This is a genomic window from Modestobacter sp. VKM Ac-2977 (genome assembly GCF_026968045.1).
Classification (GTDB): Bacteria; Actinomycetota; Actinomycetes; order Mycobacteriales; family Geodermatophilaceae; genus Modestobacter.
Window position 1 is genome coordinate 436,488 of the sequence record NZ_JAPVBQ010000002.1, and the last position, 21,679, is coordinate 458,166.

General features: G+C 74.3%; 21 protein-coding genes and 1 riboswitch. Of the genes, 9 read left to right on the plus strand and 12 right to left on the minus strand.

All coding sequences use genetic code 11. The features are described from left to right. Positions 1-11: 11 nt before the first annotated feature. From O2V63_RS09710 to O2V63_RS09720, 3 genes are all read right to left on the minus strand, one after another. The gene (locus O2V63_RS09710) at positions 12-1,073 is read right to left on the minus strand and encodes an SDR family oxidoreductase (protein WP_269167333.1); all 1,062 of its coding nucleotides are present in this window, start codon (positions 1,071-1,073) and stop codon (positions 12-14) included. Between the two features lie 177 nt (positions 1,074-1,250). After that, positions 1,251-1,577, minus strand: coding sequence for a TFIIB-type zinc ribbon-containing protein (locus tag O2V63_RS09715; RefSeq protein ID WP_442929013.1), 327 nt, complete (start codon positions 1,575-1,577; stop codon positions 1,251-1,253). Between the two features lie 75 nt (positions 1,578-1,652). Continuing rightward, complete coding sequence (locus tag O2V63_RS09720) at positions 1,653-1,892, minus strand: hypothetical protein (protein ID WP_269167335.1); 240 nt, start codon at positions 1,890-1,892, stop codon at positions 1,653-1,655. Positions 1,893-1,997: 105 nt separating this feature from the next. Between O2V63_RS09720 and O2V63_RS09725 the strand changes: the two genes are divergently transcribed. Continuing rightward, positions 1,998-3,089: a DUF3616 domain-containing protein gene (locus O2V63_RS09725; protein WP_269167336.1), complete on the plus strand. Its 1,092-nt coding sequence runs from the start codon at positions 1,998-2,000 to the stop codon at positions 3,087-3,089. Position 3,090: 1 nt separating this feature from the next. Here O2V63_RS09725 and O2V63_RS09730 read toward each other — a convergent pair whose 3' ends face one another. Beyond that, the gene (locus O2V63_RS09730) at positions 3,091-3,942 is read right to left on the minus strand and encodes a hypothetical protein (RefSeq protein ID WP_269167337.1); all 852 of its coding nucleotides are present in this window, start codon (positions 3,940-3,942) and stop codon (positions 3,091-3,093) included. A gap of 137 nt (positions 3,943-4,079) precedes the next feature. On the opposite strand from O2V63_RS09730, the gene O2V63_RS09735 reads away from it, so the two are divergent. Then, a complete protein-coding gene (locus O2V63_RS09735) occupies positions 4,080-5,807 on the plus strand; it encodes an amidase (RefSeq protein ID WP_269167338.1) in 1,728 nt (575 codons plus the stop codon). Between the two features lie 75 nt (positions 5,808-5,882). On the opposite strand, the gene O2V63_RS09740 is transcribed toward O2V63_RS09735, so the two are convergent. Then, positions 5,883-6,713, minus strand: coding sequence for an HDOD domain-containing protein (locus O2V63_RS09740; protein WP_269167339.1), 831 nt, complete (start codon positions 6,711-6,713; stop codon positions 5,883-5,885). Next, positions 6,710-8,824, minus strand: a complete 2,115-nt coding sequence (locus tag O2V63_RS09745) for a putative bifunctional diguanylate cyclase/phosphodiesterase (RefSeq protein WP_269167340.1) — start codon at positions 8,822-8,824, stop codon at positions 6,710-6,712. The genes O2V63_RS09740 and O2V63_RS09745 overlap by 4 nt, the downstream gene beginning before the upstream one ends. Positions 8,825-9,068: 244 nt before the next feature. Between O2V63_RS09745 and O2V63_RS09750 the strand changes: the two genes are divergently transcribed. The 5 genes from O2V63_RS09750 (at position 9,069) to O2V63_RS09770 (ending at position 14,253) form a co-directional block, all read left to right on the plus strand. Further along, positions 9,069-10,244 (plus strand): acyl-CoA dehydrogenase family protein, encoded by a 1,176-nt coding sequence (locus O2V63_RS09750; RefSeq protein ID WP_269167341.1) that lies wholly within the window; start codon positions 9,069-9,071, stop codon positions 10,242-10,244. 7 nt (positions 10,245-10,251) lie between these two features. Continuing rightward, a complete protein-coding gene (locus O2V63_RS09755; protein WP_269167342.1) occupies positions 10,252-11,388 on the plus strand; it encodes an acyl-CoA dehydrogenase family protein in 1,137 nt (378 codons plus the stop codon). A 148-nt stretch (positions 11,389-11,536) separates the two neighbouring features. After that, positions 11,537-12,682, plus strand: a complete 1,146-nt coding sequence (locus tag O2V63_RS09760) for an LLM class flavin-dependent oxidoreductase (protein WP_269167343.1) — start codon at positions 11,537-11,539, stop codon at positions 12,680-12,682. Beyond that, entirely contained in the window at positions 12,679-13,299 is a 621-nt protein-coding gene (locus O2V63_RS09765; protein WP_269167344.1) for an FMN reductase, read from the plus strand. Before O2V63_RS09760 ends, O2V63_RS09765 begins: the two co-directional genes overlap by 4 nt. 102 nt (positions 13,300-13,401) lie before the next feature. Further along, positions 13,402-14,253 (plus strand): alpha/beta fold hydrolase, encoded by an 852-nt coding sequence (locus O2V63_RS09770; protein WP_269167345.1) that lies wholly within the window; start codon positions 13,402-13,404, stop codon positions 14,251-14,253. Positions 14,254-14,282: 29 nt separating this feature from the next. Here O2V63_RS09770 and O2V63_RS09775 read toward each other — a convergent pair whose 3' ends face one another. The 6 genes from O2V63_RS09775 to O2V63_RS09800 all read right to left on the minus strand — a co-directional run bounded on the left by O2V63_RS09775 (position 14,283) and on the right by O2V63_RS09800 (position 20,124). Further along, on the minus strand, positions 14,283-15,422 hold the full coding sequence (locus O2V63_RS09775) for a serine hydrolase domain-containing protein (protein ID WP_269167346.1): 1,140 nt from the start codon (positions 15,420-15,422) through the stop codon (positions 14,283-14,285). A gap of 109 nt (positions 15,423-15,531) precedes the next feature. Continuing rightward, positions 15,532-16,761 carry a pre-mycofactocin synthase MftD gene (gene mftD, locus O2V63_RS09780; protein ID WP_269167347.1) on the minus strand — a complete coding sequence of 410 codons (1,230 nt, stop codon included), beginning with the start codon at positions 16,759-16,761 and terminating at the stop codon, positions 15,532-15,534. 145 nt (positions 16,762-16,906) lie between these two features. Then, positions 16,907-17,506, minus strand: coding sequence for a YceI family protein (locus O2V63_RS09785; RefSeq protein ID WP_269167348.1), 600 nt, complete (start codon positions 17,504-17,506; stop codon positions 16,907-16,909). A gap of 150 nt (positions 17,507-17,656) precedes the next feature. Continuing rightward, on the minus strand, positions 17,657-18,577 hold the full coding sequence (locus tag O2V63_RS09790; protein ID WP_269167349.1) for a transglycosylase SLT domain-containing protein: 921 nt from the start codon (positions 18,575-18,577) through the stop codon (positions 17,657-17,659). Between the two features lie 16 nt (positions 18,578-18,593). Then, a riboswitch (cyclic di-AMP (ydaO/yuaA leader) is annotated at positions 18,594-18,742 on the minus strand. Between the two features lie 174 nt (positions 18,743-18,916). Further along, a complete protein-coding gene (locus tag O2V63_RS09795; RefSeq protein WP_269167350.1) occupies positions 18,917-19,564 on the minus strand; it encodes a class I SAM-dependent methyltransferase in 648 nt (215 codons plus the stop codon). Positions 19,565-19,569: 5 nt separating this feature from the next. Further along, the gene (locus O2V63_RS09800; protein ID WP_269167351.1) at positions 19,570-20,124 is read right to left on the minus strand and encodes a universal stress protein; all 555 of its coding nucleotides are present in this window, start codon (positions 20,122-20,124) and stop codon (positions 19,570-19,572) included. A 216-nt stretch (positions 20,125-20,340) separates the two neighbouring features. Here O2V63_RS09800 and O2V63_RS09805 point away from each other — a divergent pair, with 216 nt between their 5' ends. Both O2V63_RS09805 and O2V63_RS09810 read left to right on the plus strand, forming a co-directional pair. Then, positions 20,341-20,733 (plus strand): cupin domain-containing protein, encoded by a 393-nt coding sequence (locus O2V63_RS09805; protein ID WP_036335220.1) that lies wholly within the window; start codon positions 20,341-20,343, stop codon positions 20,731-20,733. 34 nt (positions 20,734-20,767) lie between these two features. Next, entirely contained in the window at positions 20,768-21,679 is a 912-nt protein-coding gene (locus tag O2V63_RS09810; protein ID WP_269167352.1) for a Dyp-type peroxidase, read from the plus strand.

Genomic DNA, 21,679 nt, shown 5'->3' on the forward strand with positions numbered 1-21,679 from the left:
CTCGGCGCGGCTCAGCGCAGGGGTGGGATCACCTTCCGCGCCGCCAGCTGGGCGAACAGCTCACCGAAGCGGTGCTCGGTGTCCAGGCAGTCGGCGAACCCGGCCTGGCGCAGCTTGATCGTGGAGCTGACGTTGTCGAAGCCGGAGGAGAAGATGAACTCGCCGAACTCCCAGCCGACCAGGTCCTCATAGGGGGTCGGGACCAGGTCGTGCCGGGCCGCCAGCCGCTCCCACACGTCGCGCCGGTCGGCCATCGCCTCGGCCAACGGCACCGGCTGCGGCTCGGCGGAGTCCATGCCGAAGGCCCGGGCGAACGCCGGGAACAGGTGCCGCCAGCGCACCTGGTCGCCGTTGGTGACGTTGTAGACCTCACCGTCGGCCACCTGCTCGCGGCCGGCCCAGACCGTGGCGCGGGCCAGCAGCTCGGCGTCGGTCACCTGGTAGAGCGCGTCGTAGGCGGCCAGGCTCCCGGGGAAGCGCAGCGGCTGGCCCAGCTCCCTGCTGATCGCGGCGTACACCGCGATGACCATCAGCAGGTTCATCGGGTTGCCGACGGCGTAGCCGATGACGCCCTCCGGCCGGAGGACGGTCAGCCGGAAGCCCCGCTCCGCCGCGACCTCGCGGAGCAGGTCCTCCTGGTCGTAGTAGAAGTTCGGCTGGACGATCCGCGGGTCGGTCTCCTTGGCCGGGGTGTTGAAGAAGCCCATGTGCGCGCCGTAGGCCTTGCCGCCCTGGTAGAGGGTCACGTGCTCCAGGGGCGCCCCGGCCGCGGCGAGCCCGTCCAGCGTGTGCCGCAGCATGCCGACGTTGACCTCGGAGAGCTCGCGCGCGGTGGGCCGCTCGGCGTACGCGCCGAACACCAGGTGGGTGACGTCGGGGGCCTCGGCCAGCCCGGCCCGCGCGGCGTCGGCGTCGCGCAGGTCCACGGCGAGGTGCTCCCAGCCGGTGTCACGCGGCGCTCGGCGGCTGAGTCCGCGCACCCGCCAGTCCGGCTGACGGGCGTACTCGGCAGCCGCGTGCGCGCCGATCACCCCGCCCGCCCCGGTCACCAGCACGCTGCCCTGCTGCGCCATCAGCTGCACTCCCTCGTCCGTCCCGGTGTCCGGGGGTCCATGCCCACCGGCGGGACGGCGAACCGGTCAGCGGCCGTGGCGCTCGACCAGTTCGGCACCGATCCAGGCCGGCCCGGCCCGCACCACCGGGAGCTGCGGGCCCGCCGGACCGCCGCAGCCCGCTGAACCGCGGAGGCGTCAGCCGAACAGCTCGCTGATCAACGACTTCTTCTTCCGCGGCTTGCCGTAGGACCCGTGCGAGGAGCCGTACCCGGAGCTGTTGCTGCGCACCTGACCCAGCACCTCGCTGACGACGGCGCCCAGCGACCCCGCCGACTGGCCCTGCGGGTGGGAGAACGGCTGGTGCGACGACGCCGGACGGGGCGGCTCGGCGTCCGGGGCGGGGCGGGCGTGCCAGGCGTTCTCCGCGTCGACCAGGCGCTCCAGCTCACCGCGGTCCAGGAAGATCCCGCGGCAGTCGGTGCACTGGTCGACGTGGACGCCGTTGCGCTCGTAGGTGCGCATCGTCCCCTGACACTTCGGGCAGACCAGGTCCATGGCCGGGCAACGGCGCCCGCCGTCCCGGGGTTCCCGGCCGGTTCAGCGCTTGCTGCGCCGCTCGGCCGCGCGGGGCCGCGCCGCCTCGTCACAGCGCTCCCGCGACCGGGTCTCGGAGAGGTAGTGCTGCACCGTCCCGAAGCTGGGCCGGGAGCCCCGGGCCGCGACGTCGTGGCGGGCCTCCCACTCGGCGATCACCTTCTCCGCCGGGGTCATGGTGAGCGGGTCGGGGTGCGGCCGACGGGCACGGCCGGCGGAGCTGTCCATGGCTGCGTCGCTCATGGCTGGGTCCCTCCAGGAGGATGCGTGCCCCTCCATGGTCACCCCGCGGAGCGGTGTTGAGAAGCCCCGTGTGCGCGCCGTCCCGGGCGTGCCAGGGTGGCCATCGTGACCATCGAGCGCACCGTCCGACTGTCCTTCACCACCGGGGCCCGGGACGCGGGCACCCACACCAACCTCTCCGCCGTCCGCAGTGACGGCCCGGTCCTCTGGGTGGCCGGTGACGAGACGGCGACGATCGAACGGCTGGTCGCCGACGACCCGCACGCACCGGGGAGCTACGCCGACCAGACCAGCTGCCGGCTCGCCGACCTGGTCGACCTCCCGGGCGAGGACGGCGACGAGGAGGCCGACATCGAGGGGATCGCCCGGGCCGGCGACTTCCTCTGGGCCGTCGGGTCGCACAGCCTGCGGCGCAAGCGGATCAAGGCCAAGCACGACGGGGACAAGGCGCTCCGCCGGCTCGCCCGGGTCACCGGGCAGGCCAACCGGCAGGTCCTGGTGCGGATCCCGGTCACCGACGTCGACGGCCTGCCCACGCCGGTGCGGGAGGCGACCGTGGCGGGCGGGACCCAGCGGGCCGCCGTCTTCGGCGCGTCCGGCCCGGACCTGCGCGACCTGCTCGCCGACGACGAGCACCTGGCTCCCTTCCTGGCCATCCCCGGCAAGGACAACGGCCTGGACGTCGAGGGCATCGCGGTGGCCGGGGAGCGGGTGTACCTGGGCCTGCGCGGGCCCGTGCTGCGCGGCTGGGCGATGGTGCTCGAGCTCCGCCCGACCGTCGACCCGGACGACGCCGGCCGACTGGTGCTCGAGCCGTTCGAGGACGGGCGCCGCTACCGCAAGCACGTGCTCGACCTCGCCGGGCTCGGGGTCCGCGACCTCTGCCCGCACGGCGCGGACCTGCTCGTGCTCGCCGGCCCGACGATGGACCTGGACGGGCCGGTGCACGTGTTCCGCTGGCACGGTGCGGTGACCGCGGACACCCCGCAGGTGGTGCGGGACGACCTGCTCACCCGCGAGCTCGACCTGCCCTTCGGCGTCGGGGTGGACCACGCCGAGGGCATCGGCCTGCTGGACGACGACCCGGCCGGCCCGCAGCTGCTGGTCGTCTACGACAGCCCGGCGCCCGAGCGGCTGCACGAGCACGGGGTGACCGCCGACGTCGTCCGGCTGCCGCCGCCGGCCACCGCCGGCTGAGTCAGGCCCCTTGACCGAGGGCGGCGATCGTCGCCCGCACCTCCGCGGCCGTGCCCGGCTCCACCGGGAGGTGCGGCAACAGCGCGGGGAGCTCCTCCGGCAGCAGGCCCTCGGCCAGCAGCACGTCCAGCAACCGGTCGGCGGCGGACACCGGGACGGGCAGCGGGAGCCCCGCCGTGCCGATCGCCGCCTCGGCGAGGAACAGCGCACCCGCCAGTTCGTCCGCCGCCGGCCCGACCTCCGGGACCTCGGCCGGCGCCGCCGCGCGGGTGACCGCCTCCGCCGCCCGCACCAGGGACAGCGGCAGGCCCTCCGCCTCCACCTCCACCAGCGGCACCGCGCCCAGCGCCGCCAGCACCAGGTGCTCGGCGTCGATCCGCAGCGGCGCCTCCCACTCCCCCACCCGGACCACCTCGACCAGGTCGCCGCCGTCCTCCCCGAGCTCGTCGAGCAGCTCGGCCCAGTCGGCGGGGCGGGTCGCCCGGGCGCGCTCGACCGCGGCGACGCAGGTGGCGAGCACGAACGGCTCGACGACCTCCCGGTCGAAGTGTTCGGCGTAGAGCGTGCCGTCGGCGGTGACCGCGTTCAGTGCGTCCTGGAAGCTGCCGGGCCGGGCGTCGCCCAGCTCGAGGCGGCCGTCCTCCTCCCCGCTGAGCGGCTGACCGGTCACCGCCCGGGCGCCGAGGGTCAGCCCGGTGGCGGTCACGCGGCCGCGGACGCGCAGGTGGTGGTCGTGGTCGGAGAGGCCGACCGACCAGGCGCAGGCCTCCGCGATCAGCGCGCCGGCGCGCTCACGGAGCACGTCCCGGCTGAGCAGGGCGATGAGGTCCGGGCCGAAGTCGCTGTCGAACACCCCTCCACCATGCCCTCCCGCCGCCGTTCCGGGTGGCCCGACGGCGTGGCGGACGACCACCTGTCCGTTGACCGAGCGGGCTCCCGGTCACCGGCCTAGCGTGCACCTACCCAGTCACGGCGGACTCGGAGGAGCCCATGCGCGTTCCCGCCCTTCCCCTGCGCCGGAGGGCCGCGGTGACCGCCGCGCTCGCCGCCGCCCTGCTGGTCCCGGCCAGCGCGACCGCTGCCGCCCCGGCAGACCCGGGCCAGCCCGGCACCGGCCCCGGTGTGGCCGATGCGGCCGGCTCCGGGACCCTGCCGATCCGCGGCCTGGACCTGGACGCGCTGACCATCCCCGAGCTGCAGGAACGGATGGACGACGGCGACCTGACCGCCGTCCAGCTCACCACGGCCTACCTGGCGCGGATCGCCGCCGTCAACGACGACCTCGGCGCCGTGCTCAGCATCAACCCCGACGCCCTGCGCGACGCGGCCGCCAGCGACCGCATGCGGCAGCGGGGCCAGGACCGGCGGCCGCTCGAGGGCATCCCGGTGCTGCTGAAGGACAACGTGGACACCGAGCAGCTGCCGACCACGGCGGGGTCCCGGGCGATGCTGGGCAGCCGCCCGGACGACGCCGTGATCACCCAGCGGCTCCGGGACGCCGGCGCGATCGTGCTGGGGAAGGCCAACCTCTCCGAGTGGGCGAACCTCCGCGGCTCCGCCTCCTCCAGCGGCTGGAGCGGCGTCGGCGGCCAGACCGCCAACCCCTACGTGCTCGACCGCAACCCCTGCGGCTCCTCCTCCGGCTCCGCGGTGGGCGTGGCCGCCTCGCTGGCCCAGGTGGCGATCGGCACCGAGACCGACGGCTCGATCGTCTGCCCGGCCGGGGCCAACGGCGTGGTCGGCGTCAAGCCGACGCTCGGCCTGGTCAGCCGCACCGGCATCGTGCCGATCTCCGCCGAGCAGGACACCGCCGGCCCGATGGCCCGGCACGCCGTCGACGCGGCGCTGGTGCTGGAGGTGCTCGCCGGCTCCGACGACGCCGACGCCGCGACCGCGGAGATCCCCGCCGACCTGGCCACCGACTTCGCCGACCTCGACCTCGACGCCCTGGAGGGGGCGCGGATCGGGGTGTGGACGCTCTCGGCCGAGGAGTCCGCGCGGGTCGACGACCGGACCGAGGAGGTGTTCGCCGCGGCGGTCAAGCAGCTGGAGGCCGCCGGCGCCACCGCCGTGCCGGTGCAGCTGGCCTACCAGGAGGAGATCGGCGCCGGTGAGCTGCCGGCGTTGCTGGCCGAGTTCAAGCGCGACCTGAACGCCTACCTGGCGGCCACGCCCGGGGACCACCCGGCCGACCTGGCGGGCATCATCGAGTTCAACGAACAGGACCCGGTGGAGCTGGCGTACTTCGGCCAGGAGCTCCTGGAGCAGGCCCAGGCGGCCACGGTGCCCGCCGACGACCCGGCGATCCGGGAGACCCGCGACCGGATCCGGGAGCTGGCCCGCGCCTCGATCGACGAAGCGCTCGCCCAGGGGGCCGGCCCGGAGGACGACCTGGCCGCGATCGTCGGGCTGACGAACACGCCGGCCTGGCTGACCGAGTACGAGTACCTGGACGGCCGGGCCGACGCGTTCGTCTACAGCACCTCCGGCCCGGCTGCGGTGGCCGGCTACCCCAACGTCACCGTCCCGGCCGGCTTCGCCGGTCCCCGGGACTCGCTGCCGGTCGGGGTCTCGTTCTTCGGGACCCGCTGGGACGACGCCCGGATCCTGGACGTCGTCGCGGACTTCGAGGACCAGGCCGCGGCCCGCGAGGCACCGGGCTACCTGCCCACGGTGGGCGCGGACCCGCAGCCGGACAACCCCGAGCCCGCCACCTGACGAAGGACCCCCTCCTCCCCACCACTCGCACGCTCGCGGCGGGCCCCTGGAGGGGGCCTGAGCGCGCTGCGCTGCTCAACCGAGCAGCGCGGCGCGCAGCTCCTCGGCGTCGGTGCGGACCTGTGCGAGCACCGGGGCGACGTCCCGCTCCCGCAGCTGACCGCAGCTGACCCGCTCGATCGGGGTGTCCTCGTGGTCGCCGTCGGTGAGCCGCCCGGTGACCTCGAAGGCAGACCGGAGCAGGGCACCCTGGAAGGAGGCGTCGTCGTCCACCTGCTTGAGCGGCAGGAGCATGCCCGCCGGGAAGCCCCACTGCTCCAGCGCCACGGAGGTCAGCCGCAGCGCCGAGATGCCGTACCGGTGCACCTCCGCCGTCCGACGGCTGACCGCGGACCGGTGGGTGCTCCACAGCTCGGCGTAGCCGTCGGGGTCGTTGTGGTGCAGCAGCGCCACGCCCATCTGCGCCAGCAGACCGAGACAGAGCGCGTCCTGCGGGCGCTCGGCGAACCGGGGCGCCAGGGTCGAGGCGGCCAGCGCCAGGGTGGTGCTGACCTCCCAGAAGTCGTCGGGCAGGAGCGACTCGTCGTCCAGGTCGGTCAGGGCGACCGTGGCCATCGTGCGCACCGTGCCGAAGCCGACGACGGTGACCGCGAACTGCAGTGAGGTCACCCGCCCGCGCATCCCGTAGAAGGCCGAGTTGGCCAGTTTCATCACCCGGCCGGCCAGCGCGACGTCGGCGCCGAGCAGGCGGGACAGCTCCTTCGCGCTCGCCCGGTCGGAGTTCGTCTCGGCGACGACCTGGGCGGCGACCGGCCGCTGGGCGGCCATGCTGTCGATGCTGCCGAGCACCCGCTCCAGGTCGAAGACCGGGGCGACGGTCAGGGACGGTGCGGCGGAGGGGGTCACGTCAGCTCCAGGTCGGGGTGCCGGACTGCTCCGGGAGTGGCGGTCGTGGTCTCGGCGAACCAGGCGGCGGCGTCCTCGCCGGACAGTGGCGCGGCCAGGCTGAAGCCCTGCAGGTAGGTGGCGCCCAGCCGGGCGAGCTCGTCGGCCTGCTCCCGGGTCTCCACGCCCTCGGCGACCGTGTCCAGGCCCAGGCTGCGGGCCAGGGCGATGACCGCGGTGGTGATCTCGGGGTGCCCGTCGGCCAGCTCGGCGACGAAGGACCGGTCGACCTTCAGGCAGTCGACCGGCAGGTGCCGCAGGTAGGCCAGCGAGGAGTAGCCGGTGCCGAAGTCGTCGATGGAGACCTGCACGCCCAGCTCGCGCAGCTGGAGCAGGACGGCGCGGGCCGAGGCGGGGTCCTTCATCAGGGCCGACTCGGTGATCTCGATGGAGAGCCGGCTGGCCTGCAGGCCGTGGCGTTGGAGCGCCGCCTGCACGTGGCCGTGCAGGTTGACGTCGAGCTGCAGGGCCGAGACGTTGACGTTGGCCCGCTGCGGGGCGCGGCTGCCCAGCCGGCGGTCCCACTCGGTCAGTTGCCGGCAGGTCTCGTCCAGCACCAGGGACCCCAGCGCCGAGACCAGGCCGCTCTCCTCGGCCAGCGGGACGAACGTGCTGGGCGGGATCGCCCCGCGTTCGGGGTGCTGCCAGCGGGCCAGTGACTCCACGGTCACCGCGCTGCCATCGGCGGTGCTGAAGATCGGCTGGTACATCAGGGTCAGCTCCCGGCGGCCGATCGCCTCGCGCAGGTCGGCCACCAGCCGCAGCTTGTCCCGGGCCTGGGCCCGGGCCTCGGAGTCCAGCACGGTGATCCGGCCCTTGCCGGCGGCCTTGGCCTGGTACATCGCGATGTCGCAGTCGCGGATCAGCTCCTCGGCGGCGGCGTGCTCGGCGGTCTGCACGGTGACCCCGACGCTGGCCCGGGGGTGCAGCTCGACCCCGGAGAGGGTGAGGGGCAGGTGCAGCGCCTCCCCGATCCGCTCGGCGAGCGCCACGGCGCCGTCCTCGGAGACCTGCTGGCAGACGACGACGAACTCGTCGCCACCGAAGCGGGCGACCAGGTCGCCCGGTCGCACCGTCGACCGCAGGCGCTGGGCCACCTCGACCAGCAGCGCGTCGCCCACGGTGTGCCCGAGCGAGTCGTTGACCACCTTGAAGTTGTCCAGGTCCAGGAAGATGCAGGCCAGGCCACCGGCGCCGGGTCTGAAGCGCTCGGCCACGTGCTCGGCCAGCAGCGTGCGGTTGGGCAGCCCGGTCAGCGGGTCGTGGTTGGCCTGGTGGGCCAGCCGCGCCTCGAAGGCCAGCCGGTCGGTGATGTCCTCGATGGTGCCGATGAAGCCGGCGCCCGCCCCCGGGGTGAACACGTGCGCGAAGCGGATGACCGTGCTGCGCTCGGTGCCGTCCTGCCGGACCAGCCGCGCCTGCGCCTCGCGGTCGCCGCCCTCGAGCACCGCGATGGCCTGTTCGACCACCGTCTCGAGGTCGTCGGGGTGCACGGCGTCCAGCCAGCCGGTGCCGAGCAGCTGTTCGGCCTGCGTGCCCACCAGGGCGCAGAACGCGTCGTTCACGTGCGCCAGCCGCATGCCCTGCTCGGACAGCAGCGTGGGCACCGGTGAGCGCTCGGTGAGGGTGGCGAAGCGCCGCTCGGAGGCGTCGGCGGTCGCCCGCAGCGCCCGTTCGGTCTCGTTGGCCGTGGAGGTCACCCGGAGGGTCCAGCGCCGTCCGGCCGGTGGCGGGACCGGCACGGCAGAGACCACGCAGTCCAGCAGGGCGCCGTTGGCGCACCGGACCGGCAGGGTCATGTGCACGGTGCGCTCCCGGCGGAGGAGCAGCTTGAGCTCCCCGCCGCCGAGCGAGGGGAGCAGCTGCTCGACGGCCACCGCGTGCAGGTCCGCCGGGCCGTAGCCGAGCAGGGTCGCGACCCGCTCGTTGCTCCAGCCGACCCGCAGCACGCCGCCCACCTGCTCGACCACGAGCACCGCGACGGCGTCGCTGACGCTCACGCCGTGGAAGACCGCCGCCACGATCTCGGGGGACGCCTGGTGCTCGCCGACCGCCCGTGTCCGTGCTGACATGCCGTCCCCTCCCCCCGCCGTCCACCCCGCGCACCGGTGCGCCCTGCCCACAGCGTCGTCCCGCCGGAGGCGGCACTCCAGCCGATCGGACGGACTTCCCTCCTTCGGGGCGGGGCGGGGCGACCGCGACCACAGCGGGTGACCCCGGGCGTCGGACCGACCCCCGGTTACTGCCCGGTAGCGGATGTGGGATCTTCGACACCCCACGTCGAGACGGCAGGGTTGCCGTCAGGAATGAGGTCCCATGCGCTTGCACCTGTCGCCGGAGGACCGGGCCTTCCGGGACGAGATGCGCACCTTCTTCACCACCTCGGTGCCGCAGTCGATCCGGGACGCGGTCGCTGCCCACCGGGAGCTGACCAAGGAGCAGTTCATCGAGGCCCAGCGCGCGCTCAACGCCGCCGGACTCGCCGTGCCGCACTGGCCGGTGGAGTGGGGCGGCCGGGACTGGACACCGCTGCAGCGCCACATCTGGCGCGAGGAGATGCAGCTGGCCGGCGTCCCCGAGCCGCTCGCCTTCAACACCAGCATGATCGGCCCGGTCATCGCCACCTTCGGCTCGCAGGAGCAGAAGGAGCGCTTCCTCCCCGCCACCGCCAACCTCGACATCTGGTGGTGCCAGGGCTTCTCCGAGCCCGACGCCGGTTCGGACCTGGCGTCGCTGCGCACCACTGCGGTGCGCGACGGCGACGACTGGGTGGTCAACGGCCAGAAGACCTGGACCACGCTCGGTCAGCACGCCGACTGGATCTTCTGCCTGGTCCGTACCGATCCCACCGCCGAGAAGCGGCAGCGCGGCATCTCGCTGCTGCTGTTCCCGATGGACACCCCCGGGGTGACGCTGCGGCCGATCGAGCTGCTCGACGGCGGCTTCGAGGTCAACGAGGTCTTCTTCGAAGACGTCCGGGTGCCGGCGGAGAACCTGGTGGGCGAGGAGAACCACGGTTGGGACTACGCCAAGTTCCTGCTCGGGAACGAGCGGGTCGGCATCGCCCGCATCGGGTCGACCAAGCGGATGCTGATCGAGGCCAAGGAGCACGCCCGCGGCATCACGGTCAACGGGGCCCCGCTGTCGGAGGACCCGTACATGACCGCCCGGATCGCCGAGCTGGAGAACGAGCTGCTGGCGCTGGAGCTCACCGCCCTGCGGGTGGTGGCCAACTCCGCCGGCGGTCGCCCGCACCCGGCGTCCTCGGTGCTGAAGCTGCGTGGCTCGGAGCTGCAGCAGGCCGCCACCGAACTGCTGGTGGACATCGCCGGCCCGCTGTCGGTGGCCTCGTTCGCCGACGACGAGTCCGACGTGCCGGAGTGGGCGCAGGTGGCGACGCCGTCGTACCTGAACTACCGCAAGGTCTCCATCTACGGGGGCTCGAACGAAGTGCAGCGCACCATCATCGCCGGCTCGATCCTGGGGTTGTGAGGTCACCGTGGAGTTCAGCTACGACGACGAGCAGAACGGTCTCCGGGAGGCAGTGAGCGCACTGCTGTCCCGGGCCTACGGGGACAGTGAGCAGCGCCGGCGGGTGGTCGGCACCGACCCCGGCTTCGACGAGAAGACCTGGGGCCAGCTGGCCGAGATGGGCCTGCTGGGGCTGCCGTTCGCGGAGGCCGACGGGGGCATGGGCGCCGGTCCGGTGGAGGTGTCCATCGTGGCCGAGGAGATCGGCCGGGTGCTGGCGCCCGAGCCGTTCGTGGAGGCCGTCGTCCTCGCCGGTGGGCTGGTGGCCGACCTGGGCACCGACGCGCAGCGCGCCGAGGTGCTCGGGGCACTGGCCGAGGGCACGTTGCTCCCGGCGTTCGCGCACACCGAGGTCGGCTCCCGCTGGCAGGCCTCGGCCCAGTCGGTCACCGCGACCGAGGACGGCGGCTCCTGGCGGCTGACCGGGGTCAAGGAGCCGGTGCCGAATGGCGCCCGCGCCGACCTGCTGGTGGTCAGCGCGCTCGTGGACGGCGCGACCCGGCTGTTCCTGGTGCCGGGCGACGCCGAGGGGCTCACCCGCACCGGGTACCGCAACCACGACGGCACCCGCTCGGCGAAGGTCGCGTTCGCCGGTACCCCGGCCCAGCCGCTGGGCGAGGGCACCGGCGACCAGAGCGCCGCCATCGAGAAGGCGCAGGCCCGCGCCCGGGTCGCCTACGGGCACGAGGCGCTCGGGGCGATGGAGACGGCGCTGACCACGACGGCGGAGTACCTCAAGGCCCGCAAGCAGTTCGGGGTGCCGCTGAACAAGTTCCAGGCGCTGACCTTCCGGGCGGCGGACATGTACGTCTCCCTGGAGCTGGCCCGCAGCACCGTCATGTGGGCGACCCTGGTCGTCGATGCCGACGGCGACGTGGTCGCCGCGGCCGACCGCGCCCGGCTGCAGGCCAGCCGGGCGTCGCGGCACATCGGCAAGGAGGCGATCCAGCTGCACGGCGGGATCGGCGTCACCGCCGAGTACAAGGTGGGCCACTACACCAGCCGGCTCACCGCGATCGACCACCTGCTCGGCGACGGCGACTGGGCCCTGGCCCGGCTGGCCGGCTCGGTCGCCGAGCACCAGACGGTCGACGCCCTCCAGTAACCAGCATCCGCTCGACAGCGCCCCCCGGCCCACCCGGCCGGGGGGCGCTGTCGCGTCCGGGGCCGGGAATGCACCCGGGTGCCGTACGGTTCTCCACAGCAGTAGTTGCGCTCTCAACCAGTGCGGCTCAGACGAGAGGGAGCACGAGATGCAGTTCGGGATCTTCACCGTCGGCGACGTCACCCCCGACCCGACCACCGGCCGGGCCCCCACCGAGGCCGAGCGGGTCAAGTCGCTGATCACGATCGCGCTCAAGGCCGAGGAGGTCGGGCTCGACGTCTTCGCCCAGGGCCAGCACCACAACCCGCCGTTCGTGGTCTCCTCCCCCACCACCACGCTGGGCTACATCGCGGCCAAGACCGAGAAGCTGGTCCTGTCGACGTCCACGACGCTGATCACCACCACCGACCCGGTGAAGATCGCCGAGGACTTCGCCACCCTGCAGCACGTCGCCGACGGCCGGGTCGACCTGATGATGGGCCGGGGCAACACCGGCCCCGTCTACCCCTGGTTCGGCAAGGACATCCGGGACGGCATCCCGCTGGCCGTGGAGAACTACCAGCTGCTGCGCCGGCTGTGGCGGGAGGACGTGGTGGACTGGGAGGGTCAGTTCCGCACCCCGCTGCAGGGCTTCACGTCCACCCCGCGCCCGCTGGACGGCGTCCCGCCGTTCGTCTGGCACGGCTCGATCCGCAGCCCGCAGATCGCCGAGCAGGCCGCCTACTACGGCGACGGCTTCTTCCACAACCACATCTTCTGGCCGCCGGAGCACACCGAGCGGATGGTCGAGTTCTACCGCCGCCGGTTCGAGCACTACGGCCACGGCAGCGCCGACCAGGCGATCGTCGGCCTGGGTGGCCAGGTGTTCATGCGGAAGAACAGCCAGGACGCCGTCCGCGAGTTCCGCCCGTACTTCGACAAGGCACCCGTGTACGGCGGCGGCCCGTCGCTGGAGGAGTTCACCTCCCAGACCCCGCTGACCGTCGGCTCCCCGGAGCAGGTGATCGAGCGGACGCTCGGCTTCCGCGACTACGTCGGTGACTACCAGCGGCAGCTGTTCCTCATCGACCACGCCGGGCTGCCGCTGAAGACGGTGCTCGAGCAGCTGGACATCCTGGGCGAGGAGGTCGTGCCGGTGCTCCGCCGCGAGTTCGCCGCGCTCAAGCCGGCACACGTGCCGGACGCGCCCACCCACGCCGGCCTGGTCGCCGCCGCCGGCGGCGGGCACGACAGCACCGTGCACGCCGCCGACGACGTGACCGGCCGGACCGTGGAGACGGCGGCGCAGGCATGACCACCCGCACCCTCGCCGTGGTCAGCGCCGGGCTGAGCGACCCCAGCTCGACCCGGCTGCTGGCCGACCGGCTCACCGCCGCCACGGTCGAGGCGCTGCGCGCCCGCGGGGAGGACGCCACCGTCGAGGTGGTGGAGCTCCGCGGGCACGCCCGCGACCTGGCCGACAACCTGACCAGCGGCTTCGGCAACGGGTCGCTGCAGACGGCGATCGACACGGTCGTCGGCGCCGACGCGCTGATCGCGGTCACCCCGGTGTTCTCCGCCTCCTACAGCGGCCTGTTCAAGACGTTCTTCGACGTCCTGGACAAGGACGCGCTGACCGGCAAGCCCGTGCTGCTCGGCGCCACCGCCGGGACCCCGCGCCACTCGCTGGTCGTGGAGCACGCGATGCGCCCGCTGTTCGCCTACCTGCGGGCGGTCGTCGTGCCCACCGGCGTCTTCGCCGCCGCGGAGGACTGGGCCGGCGGCGGCGTCGACCGGTCGCTGGCCGGCCGGGTCGAGCGGGCGGCCGGTGAGCTCGCCGGGCTGGTGAGCGGCCGCCCGGTGGCCACCCGGCCGGCCGACCCGTTCGCCGACCCGACCACCTCGTTCGAAGAGCTGCTGAAGGGCCGCTGATCCCCACCGCGGCTCGACATCGGGCTGGGAGCTGCCTCCGCGTCCTGGAGGGAGCTCCCAGCCCGTTCTCGTCGAGCTGCGGCCGTCGGGCAGGATCCGGGGATGACCCCGCCGACGTGGTTCACCCAGGCCCTCGCCCAGCAGCCGGAGCACCGGGACGTCGTCGTCTCGGGCGCGCGGGTGCACTACCGGGCCTGGGGGCCGGCCGGGGCGCCGGGGGTGGTGCTGGTGCACGGCGGCGCGGCCCACTCCGGTTGGTGGGACCACGTCGCGCCCCTGCTCACCGGCCGCCGGGTGGTGGCCCTCGACCTGACCGGCCACGGCGACAGCGACCGGCGCGAGGACTACGACCCGCTGCTGTGGGCGCGGGAGGTGGTGGCCGTCGCCGCCGACGCGGGACTCGACCGGCCTGTGGTCGTGGGCCACAGCATGGGCGGCTGGGTGGCGGTGACCGTCGGCGTCGAGCACCCGGGCGACATCGGCTCGGTCGTCGTCGTGGACTCCCCGCTCAACGACCGACCGCCGGACGAGCGTCGGCTGCGGGAGCGCCGCCGGCCACACCGGGTGTACCCGGACCCGGACGAGGCGCGGGCCCGCTTCCGGACCCTGCCGCCGCAGGACGTCCTGCTCCCCTTCGTCCGCGAGCACGTGGCCGCCGGCTCGCTGCAGGCCGTCGAGGGCGGCTGGACGTGGAAGTTCGACCCGGACTTCTTCGGCACCCGGCTGCGGCTGCGCGACCTGCTGCCCGGCGTCGCCGTCCCGCTGACCTTCCTGCGCTGCGAGCACGGGCTGGTCAGCCCGGAGATGGCCACCGAGATGGTCGGGCTGACCCGGGCCGGGATGCCCGTGGTCGACCTGCCCGACAGCGGCCACCACCCGATGCTGGACCAGCCGCTGGCGTTGGTCACCGCGCTGCGCACGGTGCTGGCGCTGGGCGGTGACCGGCCCCGCTGAGCCGCCGGGCGAGCTGCCGCAGGGGTGGGTCAGAGGCAGCGGTACAGCGCCCGCCAGAACCCGTCCATGCCGTCCTCCGGCCCGGCCATGCCCCGGTTGGTGAGCAGCACCGCGACGAGGTCTGCGGCCGGGTCGGCCCAGCCGGTGGTGCCCGTCCCGCCGTCCCAGCCGAACCGGCCCGGTTGCGCCCACGGCTCCCCCGGCTCGACCTGCACGCCGACCTGCAGGCCCCAGGAGCGGCCGGCGCCGAGGAAGTCGGCGGCCTCGACCCGTTGCGCCGTGGTCAGCGCTCCAGTGGTCATGGCGGCCACCGATCCCGGGCTCAGCAGCGGCCCGCCCCCGTCGGCCAGCGCGCCGAAGAAGGCCAGCACGTCCGGTGCGCTGGAGACCAGCCCGGCCGCCAGCCCCTCGAAGGCCGGCGGCACGGACGACCGCCCGTCGGCGGGGTCGAGGAGCTCGAACCCGCCACCGGCCGGCAGGTAGGCCGGGCCGAGCCGCGCGGGGTCGGTCGCCCAGAAGCCGGTGTCGGCCAGGCCCAGCGGACCGGTGACCCGGGCGCGCAGCAGGCCGTGCAGCGGGCAGTCGGCGACCCGGCTCAGCAGCACCGAGAGCACCTCGGTGCTGAGGTGGTACAGCCAGCTGGCCCCGGGTTGCGCGGCCAGTGGCAGCTCGCCCAGCCGGGCCAGGTACTCCTCCGGCGGCAGCTCCGGCGGCAGCGGACCCGGTCCGAGGCCGGCTCGGTACACCGCCTGGTCCAGCGGCGAGCCGTCCCACAGCCCACCGAACCCCGGCGTGCTGGTGAGCAGGTGGCGGACGGTGATCGGGCGGTCAGCGGGCACCGTGTCCGCGAGGGCGCCGGCCCGGTCGACCAGCACCCGCGGTTCGGCCAGCTCGGGCAGCCACCCCCCGACCGGGTCGTCGAGGTCCAGCAGCCCGTCCTCGACCAGCGACATCGTCAGCACCCCGGCGAACGGCTTGGACAGCGACGCCAGTCGGAACAGCGAGTCCGGACACACCCGGGTGGTTCCCCCCAGCTCGAGGGAGCCGCCGGTGTGCACCTCGACGTCGCCGCGGTACCGGACGGCAGCGGCGTAACCGGGCAGCCGGCCGCTCTCCACCTCGGCCTGCAGCCGCGACCAGACGGTGACGAACCGGGACAGCTGGGTCATGCCGGCCTCCTGCGTCCGAGGGACGGCGCACCCGGCGTCCGGGGACGGTGCGCTCAGCAGGGGGGACCGCGGCGGCCGGCGGAAGTCATCGCGCCGGCCGCCCGGACCCTCAGGCGGTGGTGCCCTTGCCGGAGGACCGCTGCGCCTCCGGGGCGTCGGCGCCGTCCTCGCCGAGGTGTCGCTCGAAGTGCGGCGGGACGACGAGGTCGGCCGGGCCGAGCTCGTCGATCGAGCGGTGGCCCAGGCCGACCAGGGCCGAGCCGAGCCCGTCGCGCAGCAGGTCCAGCACGTTGCCCACCCCGGCCTCGCCGTTGGCGGCCAGGCCCCACAGGTAGGCGCGGCCGATCATCACGGCCCGGGCGCCCAGGGCGAGGGCCTTGGCGACGTCGCTGCCACGCCGGATGCCGCCGTCCATCAGCACCTCGACCTGCTCGCCCACCGCCCCGACCACCGCGGGCAGCGCGCGGATCGCCGCCGGGGTGCCGTCGAGGTTGTTGCCGCCGTGGTTGGACACCGAGATCGCGGTGACCCCGGCGTCCACGGCCCGCTTCGCGTCGTCCACGCGCATGACGCCCTTGAGCATGAACGGCCCGTCCCACTGCGAACGCAGCCAGGCGACGTCGTCCCAGGAGGGCATGGGCGAGGCGCTCCACTGCCCGTAGGCCCCGAAGAAGGTGGGCGCCGGGTCACCGGGGGTCGCCACCATGTTCGGCACCGTGAGGTCCGGGAGCTTCCGGGTACGGGCGAAGTCGAGCAGCCACCGCGGCCTGGCCAGCACCTGCGGGGCGTACCTGCGGGCCGCCTCGAAGTCGATCTTCTCAGGGATGAACGGGCTGCCCCAGTCCCGGCCGTAGGCGAACGACCAGTCCAGCGTGGCGATCATGCCGACCGCGCCGGCGTCCTTGGCCCGCTGCATCCGGCCGAGCATCTCCTCGCGGGTGCCGACCCAGTACATCTGGAAGAAGGTCTGCGGGTTGGCCGCCACGACCTCCTCGATCGGCTTGCTGGCGAAGGAGGACAACCCCATCGCCACGCCCCGGGAGGCGGCGGCGCGGGCCACGGCGACCTCGCCCTCGGGGTCGACCGCCTGCACGCCGGTCGGGCTGATCATGATCGGCATGGACACCTGCTGGCCCATGATCGTGGTGCCCAGCTGCCGCTCGTTGCTCAACCCGGCGGTGTGCGGGGCGAACCCGAGCTCGGCGAAGGCGGCGAGGTTGTCCTCCGCGGTCAGCCCGCGCTCGGAGCCGGCCACCAGCGCCCCGTAGACGCCCTTCGGCAACCGCCGCTTCGCGCGCCGCTGCGCCTCCGCCACCGACTCGAACCACGCGTTCGCCACCTGCGGACCCCCTGCTGCTCACTCGTCCCGGGCGACGCCGTCGTCGCCGGGGTTGCCGTCGCGGAACCGGCCGGTCCACCGGTGGCCCACGTGGCACTGAGTGCCACCCTAGCGGCCGAGGGTGGCCTGGGACACAGTGCGCCGGTCAGGCGTCCTTGATCGCCGAGACGTCGAACTCCACCTGGATCCGGTCGCTGACCAGCACGCCGCCGGTGTCGAGGACCGCGTTCCAGGTCAGGTCCCACTCGCTGCGCTTGATCGCCAGCGCACCCTCGAAGCCCACCCGCATGTTGCCGAACGGGTCCAGCGCCGAGCCGGTGAGCGTGAAGTCGATCGAGACCGGCTGGGTGACCGCCTTGATCGTGAGGTCGCCGGTGACCCGGTAGACGTCCCGGTCGACCTGCTCGACCGACGTGGAGACGAACACCATCTCGGGGTGCTGCTCGACGTCGAGGAAGTCGGCCGAGCGCAGGTGCGCGTCCCGGTCCGGGGTGCCGGTGTCGATGCTCGCGGTCGCGATCCGCAGCTGGACGCTGCTGGCTGCCGGCGTCGCGGTGTCCAGGTGGGCGGTGCCGGAGAAGTCGGTGAAGGCACCCCGCACGGTGGTCACCATGGCGTGCCGGGCCCGGACGCCGATCCGGGTGTGCGTGACGTCGACGGTGTAGTCGCCGGTGACGTCCGCCAGAGCGCTGGTGGCGGCGTCGAAGTCCGTCGCGGCGCCCTCGGGTGCGCGGTGCTTGCCCACGGGTCAGCGCTCCTCGTCTCGGTGGTCCAACCCCTCGATCCTCCCCGATGGTCCCGCGCCGGCGCACAGGAGGGCCACCCGCGCGGGGGCCGGGACGCAGCGAGGCCCGGGTCCAGCCGGACCCGGGCCTCGCTGCGCACCACCGGTGGCTCAGTACCAGCCGGTGGCCTTCGAGTGCGACCACGCGCCGCACGGCGAGCCGTAGCGGTTGTTGATGTAGATCAGCCCCGCGTCGATCTGCCGGTACCCGTCAGAGGTCTTGGCGATCCCGGTGCTCTTCCAGGTGGAGTCCAGGAACTGCGGGATGCCGTAGGCGGTGCTGGTCGGGTTCTGCGCGTTCGGGTTCCAGCCGCTCTCCTTGCCCCACAGGCTCTCCAGGCAGGAGAACTCCGTCTGGTCACCGCCGAGCTTGCCCAGGGCGTAGTCCTGGAAGGAGCCCGAGCCGGACGAGGCGGCCGGGGCTGCGGGGGCCGCCGGGGCTGACGGCGCCCGGGCGGGACCGGAGGCGGCCGGCGCGGGCGCGCGGGCGGCGGCCCGCTGGGCGGCGGCCGCCTCCTCCGCGGCCTCGGCCTCCGCAGCGGCCTGGGCCTCGGCGGCGATCCGGGCCTCCTCCGCGGCCTGTGCCTCGGCGGCGAGGCGCGCAGCCTCGGCGGCCTGGGCGTCCAGCACGGCCTGGTCGGCGGCGGCCTGCGCCTGAGCGGCGGCGACCTGCTCGGCCTCGCGCTGGCTGCGGTTGGCGGCCAGCTGGCCGAGCCGGTCGGTCAGTCGCCCGTCGACGAGGGCGGTCGCGGTCTGCTGCGAGCTCAGGTCGAGCTGGGCGGCGACGGCGGCGGGCTCGACGGCTGCCTCGGCCCGGGCATCCGGCTCACCGCCGACGAGGACGTTCACCAGGATCGCGCCGGCGGCGGCGACGCTCAGGTACAGCGTCGGCCGGCGCAGCCCACCCGGGGGCTGGCGACGACGGGTCTGCCGGGCGGGCGGGGCGTCACCGACACCGGCCGAGTGCAGTGGGAGCACCTCGGTGGTGGGCAGCTGCTCGTCCGACGAGGACGCGGTGGTGCGACGGGACATGAAGAGAGAGGCTCCGTGGGTCTTCCGCGGCCGCCTACCGAGTCAGCTGACGGGTTCGGGCGGGAAGCGGCCCTACCCGGCCGAGCGGCTGCCCGGGCGGGATTCACCCCAGTGGTGCGGTGGGTCCCCGGTTCGCTGCGTGCAGCGACTCGGCGGCATCCGGTGCGGGCTCCCCGGGTGGGGACGAGACGTCCGACCGGACCTGGCCAAGGTAGAGGCCGTGACCCGGCCGTGACAATGCCCGGGGCCGTCTTTCGTCGCCATGTGCCACGACTCGCACCCTGCGGTGGGGCGCGATGGGAGCAGAGTGACAGCTGGGGCCGGTGGGACGGCGCAGGTTCAGGGGAGCCGCCACACCGTCGTCCGGCGCACCGCGCCCCCGGCGGCGTCGGGGACGTCGTACTCCGCCTGCGCGAGCAGGCCCTCCTTCGGGACGTACGCGCGCCCGGGGTCGCCCAGCAGCACGGTGGCCCCGCCCAGCCAGGCCGCACCGAGGAAGGGCAGCACCCGGGCGGTCATCTCGCGGTCGTAGCAGACGTCGCCGGCCAGGACGACGTCGATGGCCGGCAGCTCCTCGTCCAGCACGTCGCCGACCACCTCGATCCCGGTGACCCCGTTCACCTCGGCGTTCAGCCCCACCGCTGCGTGCGAGTACGGGTCGACGTCGCTGGCCAGCACCCCGCTCGCCCCGGCGAGCACCGCGGCGACGGCGACCAGGCCGCTGCCGGCCCCCAGGTCGAGCACCCGGCGGCCGGCGACGAGCTCGGGGTGGTCGAGCACGTGCCGGGCCAGCGCCTGCCCGCCGGGCCAGGCGGCGGCCCAGAACGGCGGGTCCTCGCCGGCGCCGCCGCCCTCGGTCTCCATCGCCTCCCAGAGGGCGACGACGTCGTCGGCGACGTGCAGCTGTACCTCGGGGACGAGCGAGGGGCGGTCCAGCCGGGTGTGCGCCCGCAGGAAGGCCGGTGGGACGGGGTGCTGGACCGCCACGCGGGTCAGTCCTCGCGCTGGCTGCGCACGACGGTGACCGGGCACGGGGCGTGCCGGGTCACCTGGTCGCTGACCGAGCCGAGCAGCAGCCCGGCGAAGCCACCCCGCCCGCGGGCACCGACGACGAGGAGGTCGGCGTCCTGGGCTGCCTCGATCAGGGACCGCACCGGGGCCGCGTGCACCACGTGACAGGTGACCCCGCCGGCCCGCTCGGCGCCGAGCACGGCCCGGACGTCGGCCTCCAGGTCGGCCTGGACCGCCTGCTCGTACTCGCCGATCGGCGGCACGTAGCCAGGCTCCCAGCTGGCCGGCTGCGGCGCGGTGGCGATCCGCCAGCCGCGGACGACGTGCAGCGGCCAGGAGGCGCGCTCGGCCAGCCCGGCTGCCCACTGCAGCGCCTCCTGCGCGCAATCCGAGCCGTCGTGCCCGACGACGACGCCACCCGCGACCACGGCGCGGGTCGACACCTCACCCTCGACCGCGGCGAGCTCGGTGGCCGCCTCGTCCCGCTCGGCCGCGAGGGCTGCGTTCTCCGGCTGGGCTCCTGACTGCTGCGTCAACGCCGTCCTCCTGTGCTCGTCTGCGTGTGCTCTGCCGGTACCCGGCACCGGACAGCTTGTCCTACCCGCCCGGTGGACGGCAGGGTCGGAGGGCCCGTCCGGCTCGTGTCGCCCGGTCGGCGGGCTCGGATCGCGCCGGAGGCCGCGCTGCTCTTCACTGATCATGGGCCGGCGCACGCCGGCAGGAGCGACTGGATCAGAGGAGGAACGGCAGCCATGGAGCACTTCACCATCGCCACCGTCGCCGAGGAGAGCGCCGACTTCCGTCGGGTGCTGTGGACCGGCGAGCACACCCAGCTGGTGATCATGACGATCCCGCCGGGTGGGGAGATCGGCGAGGAGGTGCACGAGGAGATCGACCAGATCCTCACCTTCGTCAGCGGCACCGGTCAGGCCGTCGTGGGCGGGCAGAAGAAGAACGTCGCCCAGGGTGACCTCGTCGTCGTCCCCGCCGGGAAGAAGCACAACTTCCTCAACACCGGCGTGAACCCGCTGGTGCTCTACACGGTCTACGGCCCGCCGGAGCACGCCGACAAGGCCGTGCACAAGACCAAGGAGGAGGCCGACGCCCTCGAGGAGGCCGGCAAGGACGAGCCGCCGACCAGCTGATGCCGGGTGGTGCCGGTCGGGCAGGGTGGGCGGCGTGACGACGCAGCCGGGCATCTTCGCCCTCGGCACCCCCGAGCACTGCTACCTGGAGGTCGACCTCGAGCCCGGCTGCGCCGCGGCGGACCTGGTCCGCGGGGTGGCCGGGCTCATCGGGCCGCTCTCCTCCACCGGCGGGGTCAACGTGGTCGTCGGTCTCCGGCCGGAGCTGTGGGCCGAGGTCGCCCCGGACGATGCCCCGGCGGACGCCGCGAGCTGGACCGAGGACCTCGTCGGCGCCGGCCGCTACCGGATGCCGGCGACCCAGCACGACGCCTGGGTCTGGGTCGCCGGGGGCGACCGGACCGCGGTGTTCGACAACGCGCGCGCCGTGCTCGCCGCCCTCGCCGGGGTGGCCCGGGTGGGCGCGGAGGTCACCGGTTGGCTGTACCGGCACGACCGGGACCTGACCGGCTTCGTCGACGGCACCGAGAACCCGTCGCTGCTGACCGCCGCCGAGGTCGCGGCGGTGCCGGCGGGTGAGCCGGGCGCGGGGGCGAGCATCGTGCTCTACCAGGTGTGGCGGCACGACAGCGCCACCTGGGAGAGCCTGGGCGTGCACGGCCAGGAGATGATGATGGGGCGCACCAAGCCCGACAGCGTCGAGCTGCCCGAGGACGTGATGCTGCCCAGCGCGCACGTCGCCCGCACCACTCTCGCGGTGGACGGCGAGGAGAAGCCGATCTTCCGGCGCAACGTCGCCTACGGCGGGGTCACCGACCACGGGACGGCGTTCGTCGGCTTCGCCCGCGACCAGTGGCGGCTGACCGAGATGCTCCGCCGGATGGCCGGGGCGACCGACGGTGTCCGCGACGGGCTCACCGGCTACCTGACCCCGCTGACCGGCGCGTACTACACCTGCCCGTCGATCGATGCCCTCGCCCGCTTCGCCCCGTCGGACGAGGACTGA

Coding starts and splice junctions, on each gene's coding strand:
- O2V63_RS09710 (WP_269167333.1), bottom strand. CDS start 1,073: ATGGCGCAGCAGGGCAGCGTGCTGGTGACCGGGGCGGGCGGGGTGATC.
- O2V63_RS09715 (WP_442929013.1), bottom strand. CDS start 1,577: ATGCGCACCTACGAGCGCAACGGCGTCCACGTCGACCAGTGCACCGAC.
- O2V63_RS09720 (WP_269167335.1), bottom strand. CDS start 1,892: ATGAGCGACGCAGCCATGGACAGCTCCGCCGGCCGTGCCCGTCGGCCG.
- O2V63_RS09735 (WP_269167338.1), top strand. CDS start 4,080: ATGCGCGTTCCCGCCCTTCCCCTGCGCCGGAGGGCCGCGGTGACCGCC.
- O2V63_RS09745 (WP_269167340.1), bottom strand. CDS start 8,824: ATGTCAGCACGGACACGGGCGGTCGGCGAGCACCAGGCGTCCCCCGAG.
- O2V63_RS09750 (WP_269167341.1), top strand. CDS start 9,069: ATGCGCTTGCACCTGTCGCCGGAGGACCGGGCCTTCCGGGACGAGATG.
- O2V63_RS09760 (WP_269167343.1), top strand. CDS start 11,537: ATGCAGTTCGGGATCTTCACCGTCGGCGACGTCACCCCCGACCCGACC.
- O2V63_RS09765 (WP_269167344.1), top strand. CDS start 12,679: ATGACCACCCGCACCCTCGCCGTGGTCAGCGCCGGGCTGAGCGACCCC.
- O2V63_RS09770 (WP_269167345.1), top strand. CDS start 13,402: ATGACCCCGCCGACGTGGTTCACCCAGGCCCTCGCCCAGCAGCCGGAG.
- O2V63_RS09775 (WP_269167346.1), bottom strand. CDS start 15,422: ATGACCCAGCTGTCCCGGTTCGTCACCGTCTGGTCGCGGCTGCAGGCC.
- O2V63_RS09790 (WP_269167349.1), bottom strand. CDS start 18,577: ATGTCCCGTCGCACCACCGCGTCCTCGTCGGACGAGCAGCTGCCCACC.
- O2V63_RS09805 (WP_036335220.1), top strand. CDS start 20,341: ATGGAGCACTTCACCATCGCCACCGTCGCCGAGGAGAGCGCCGACTTC.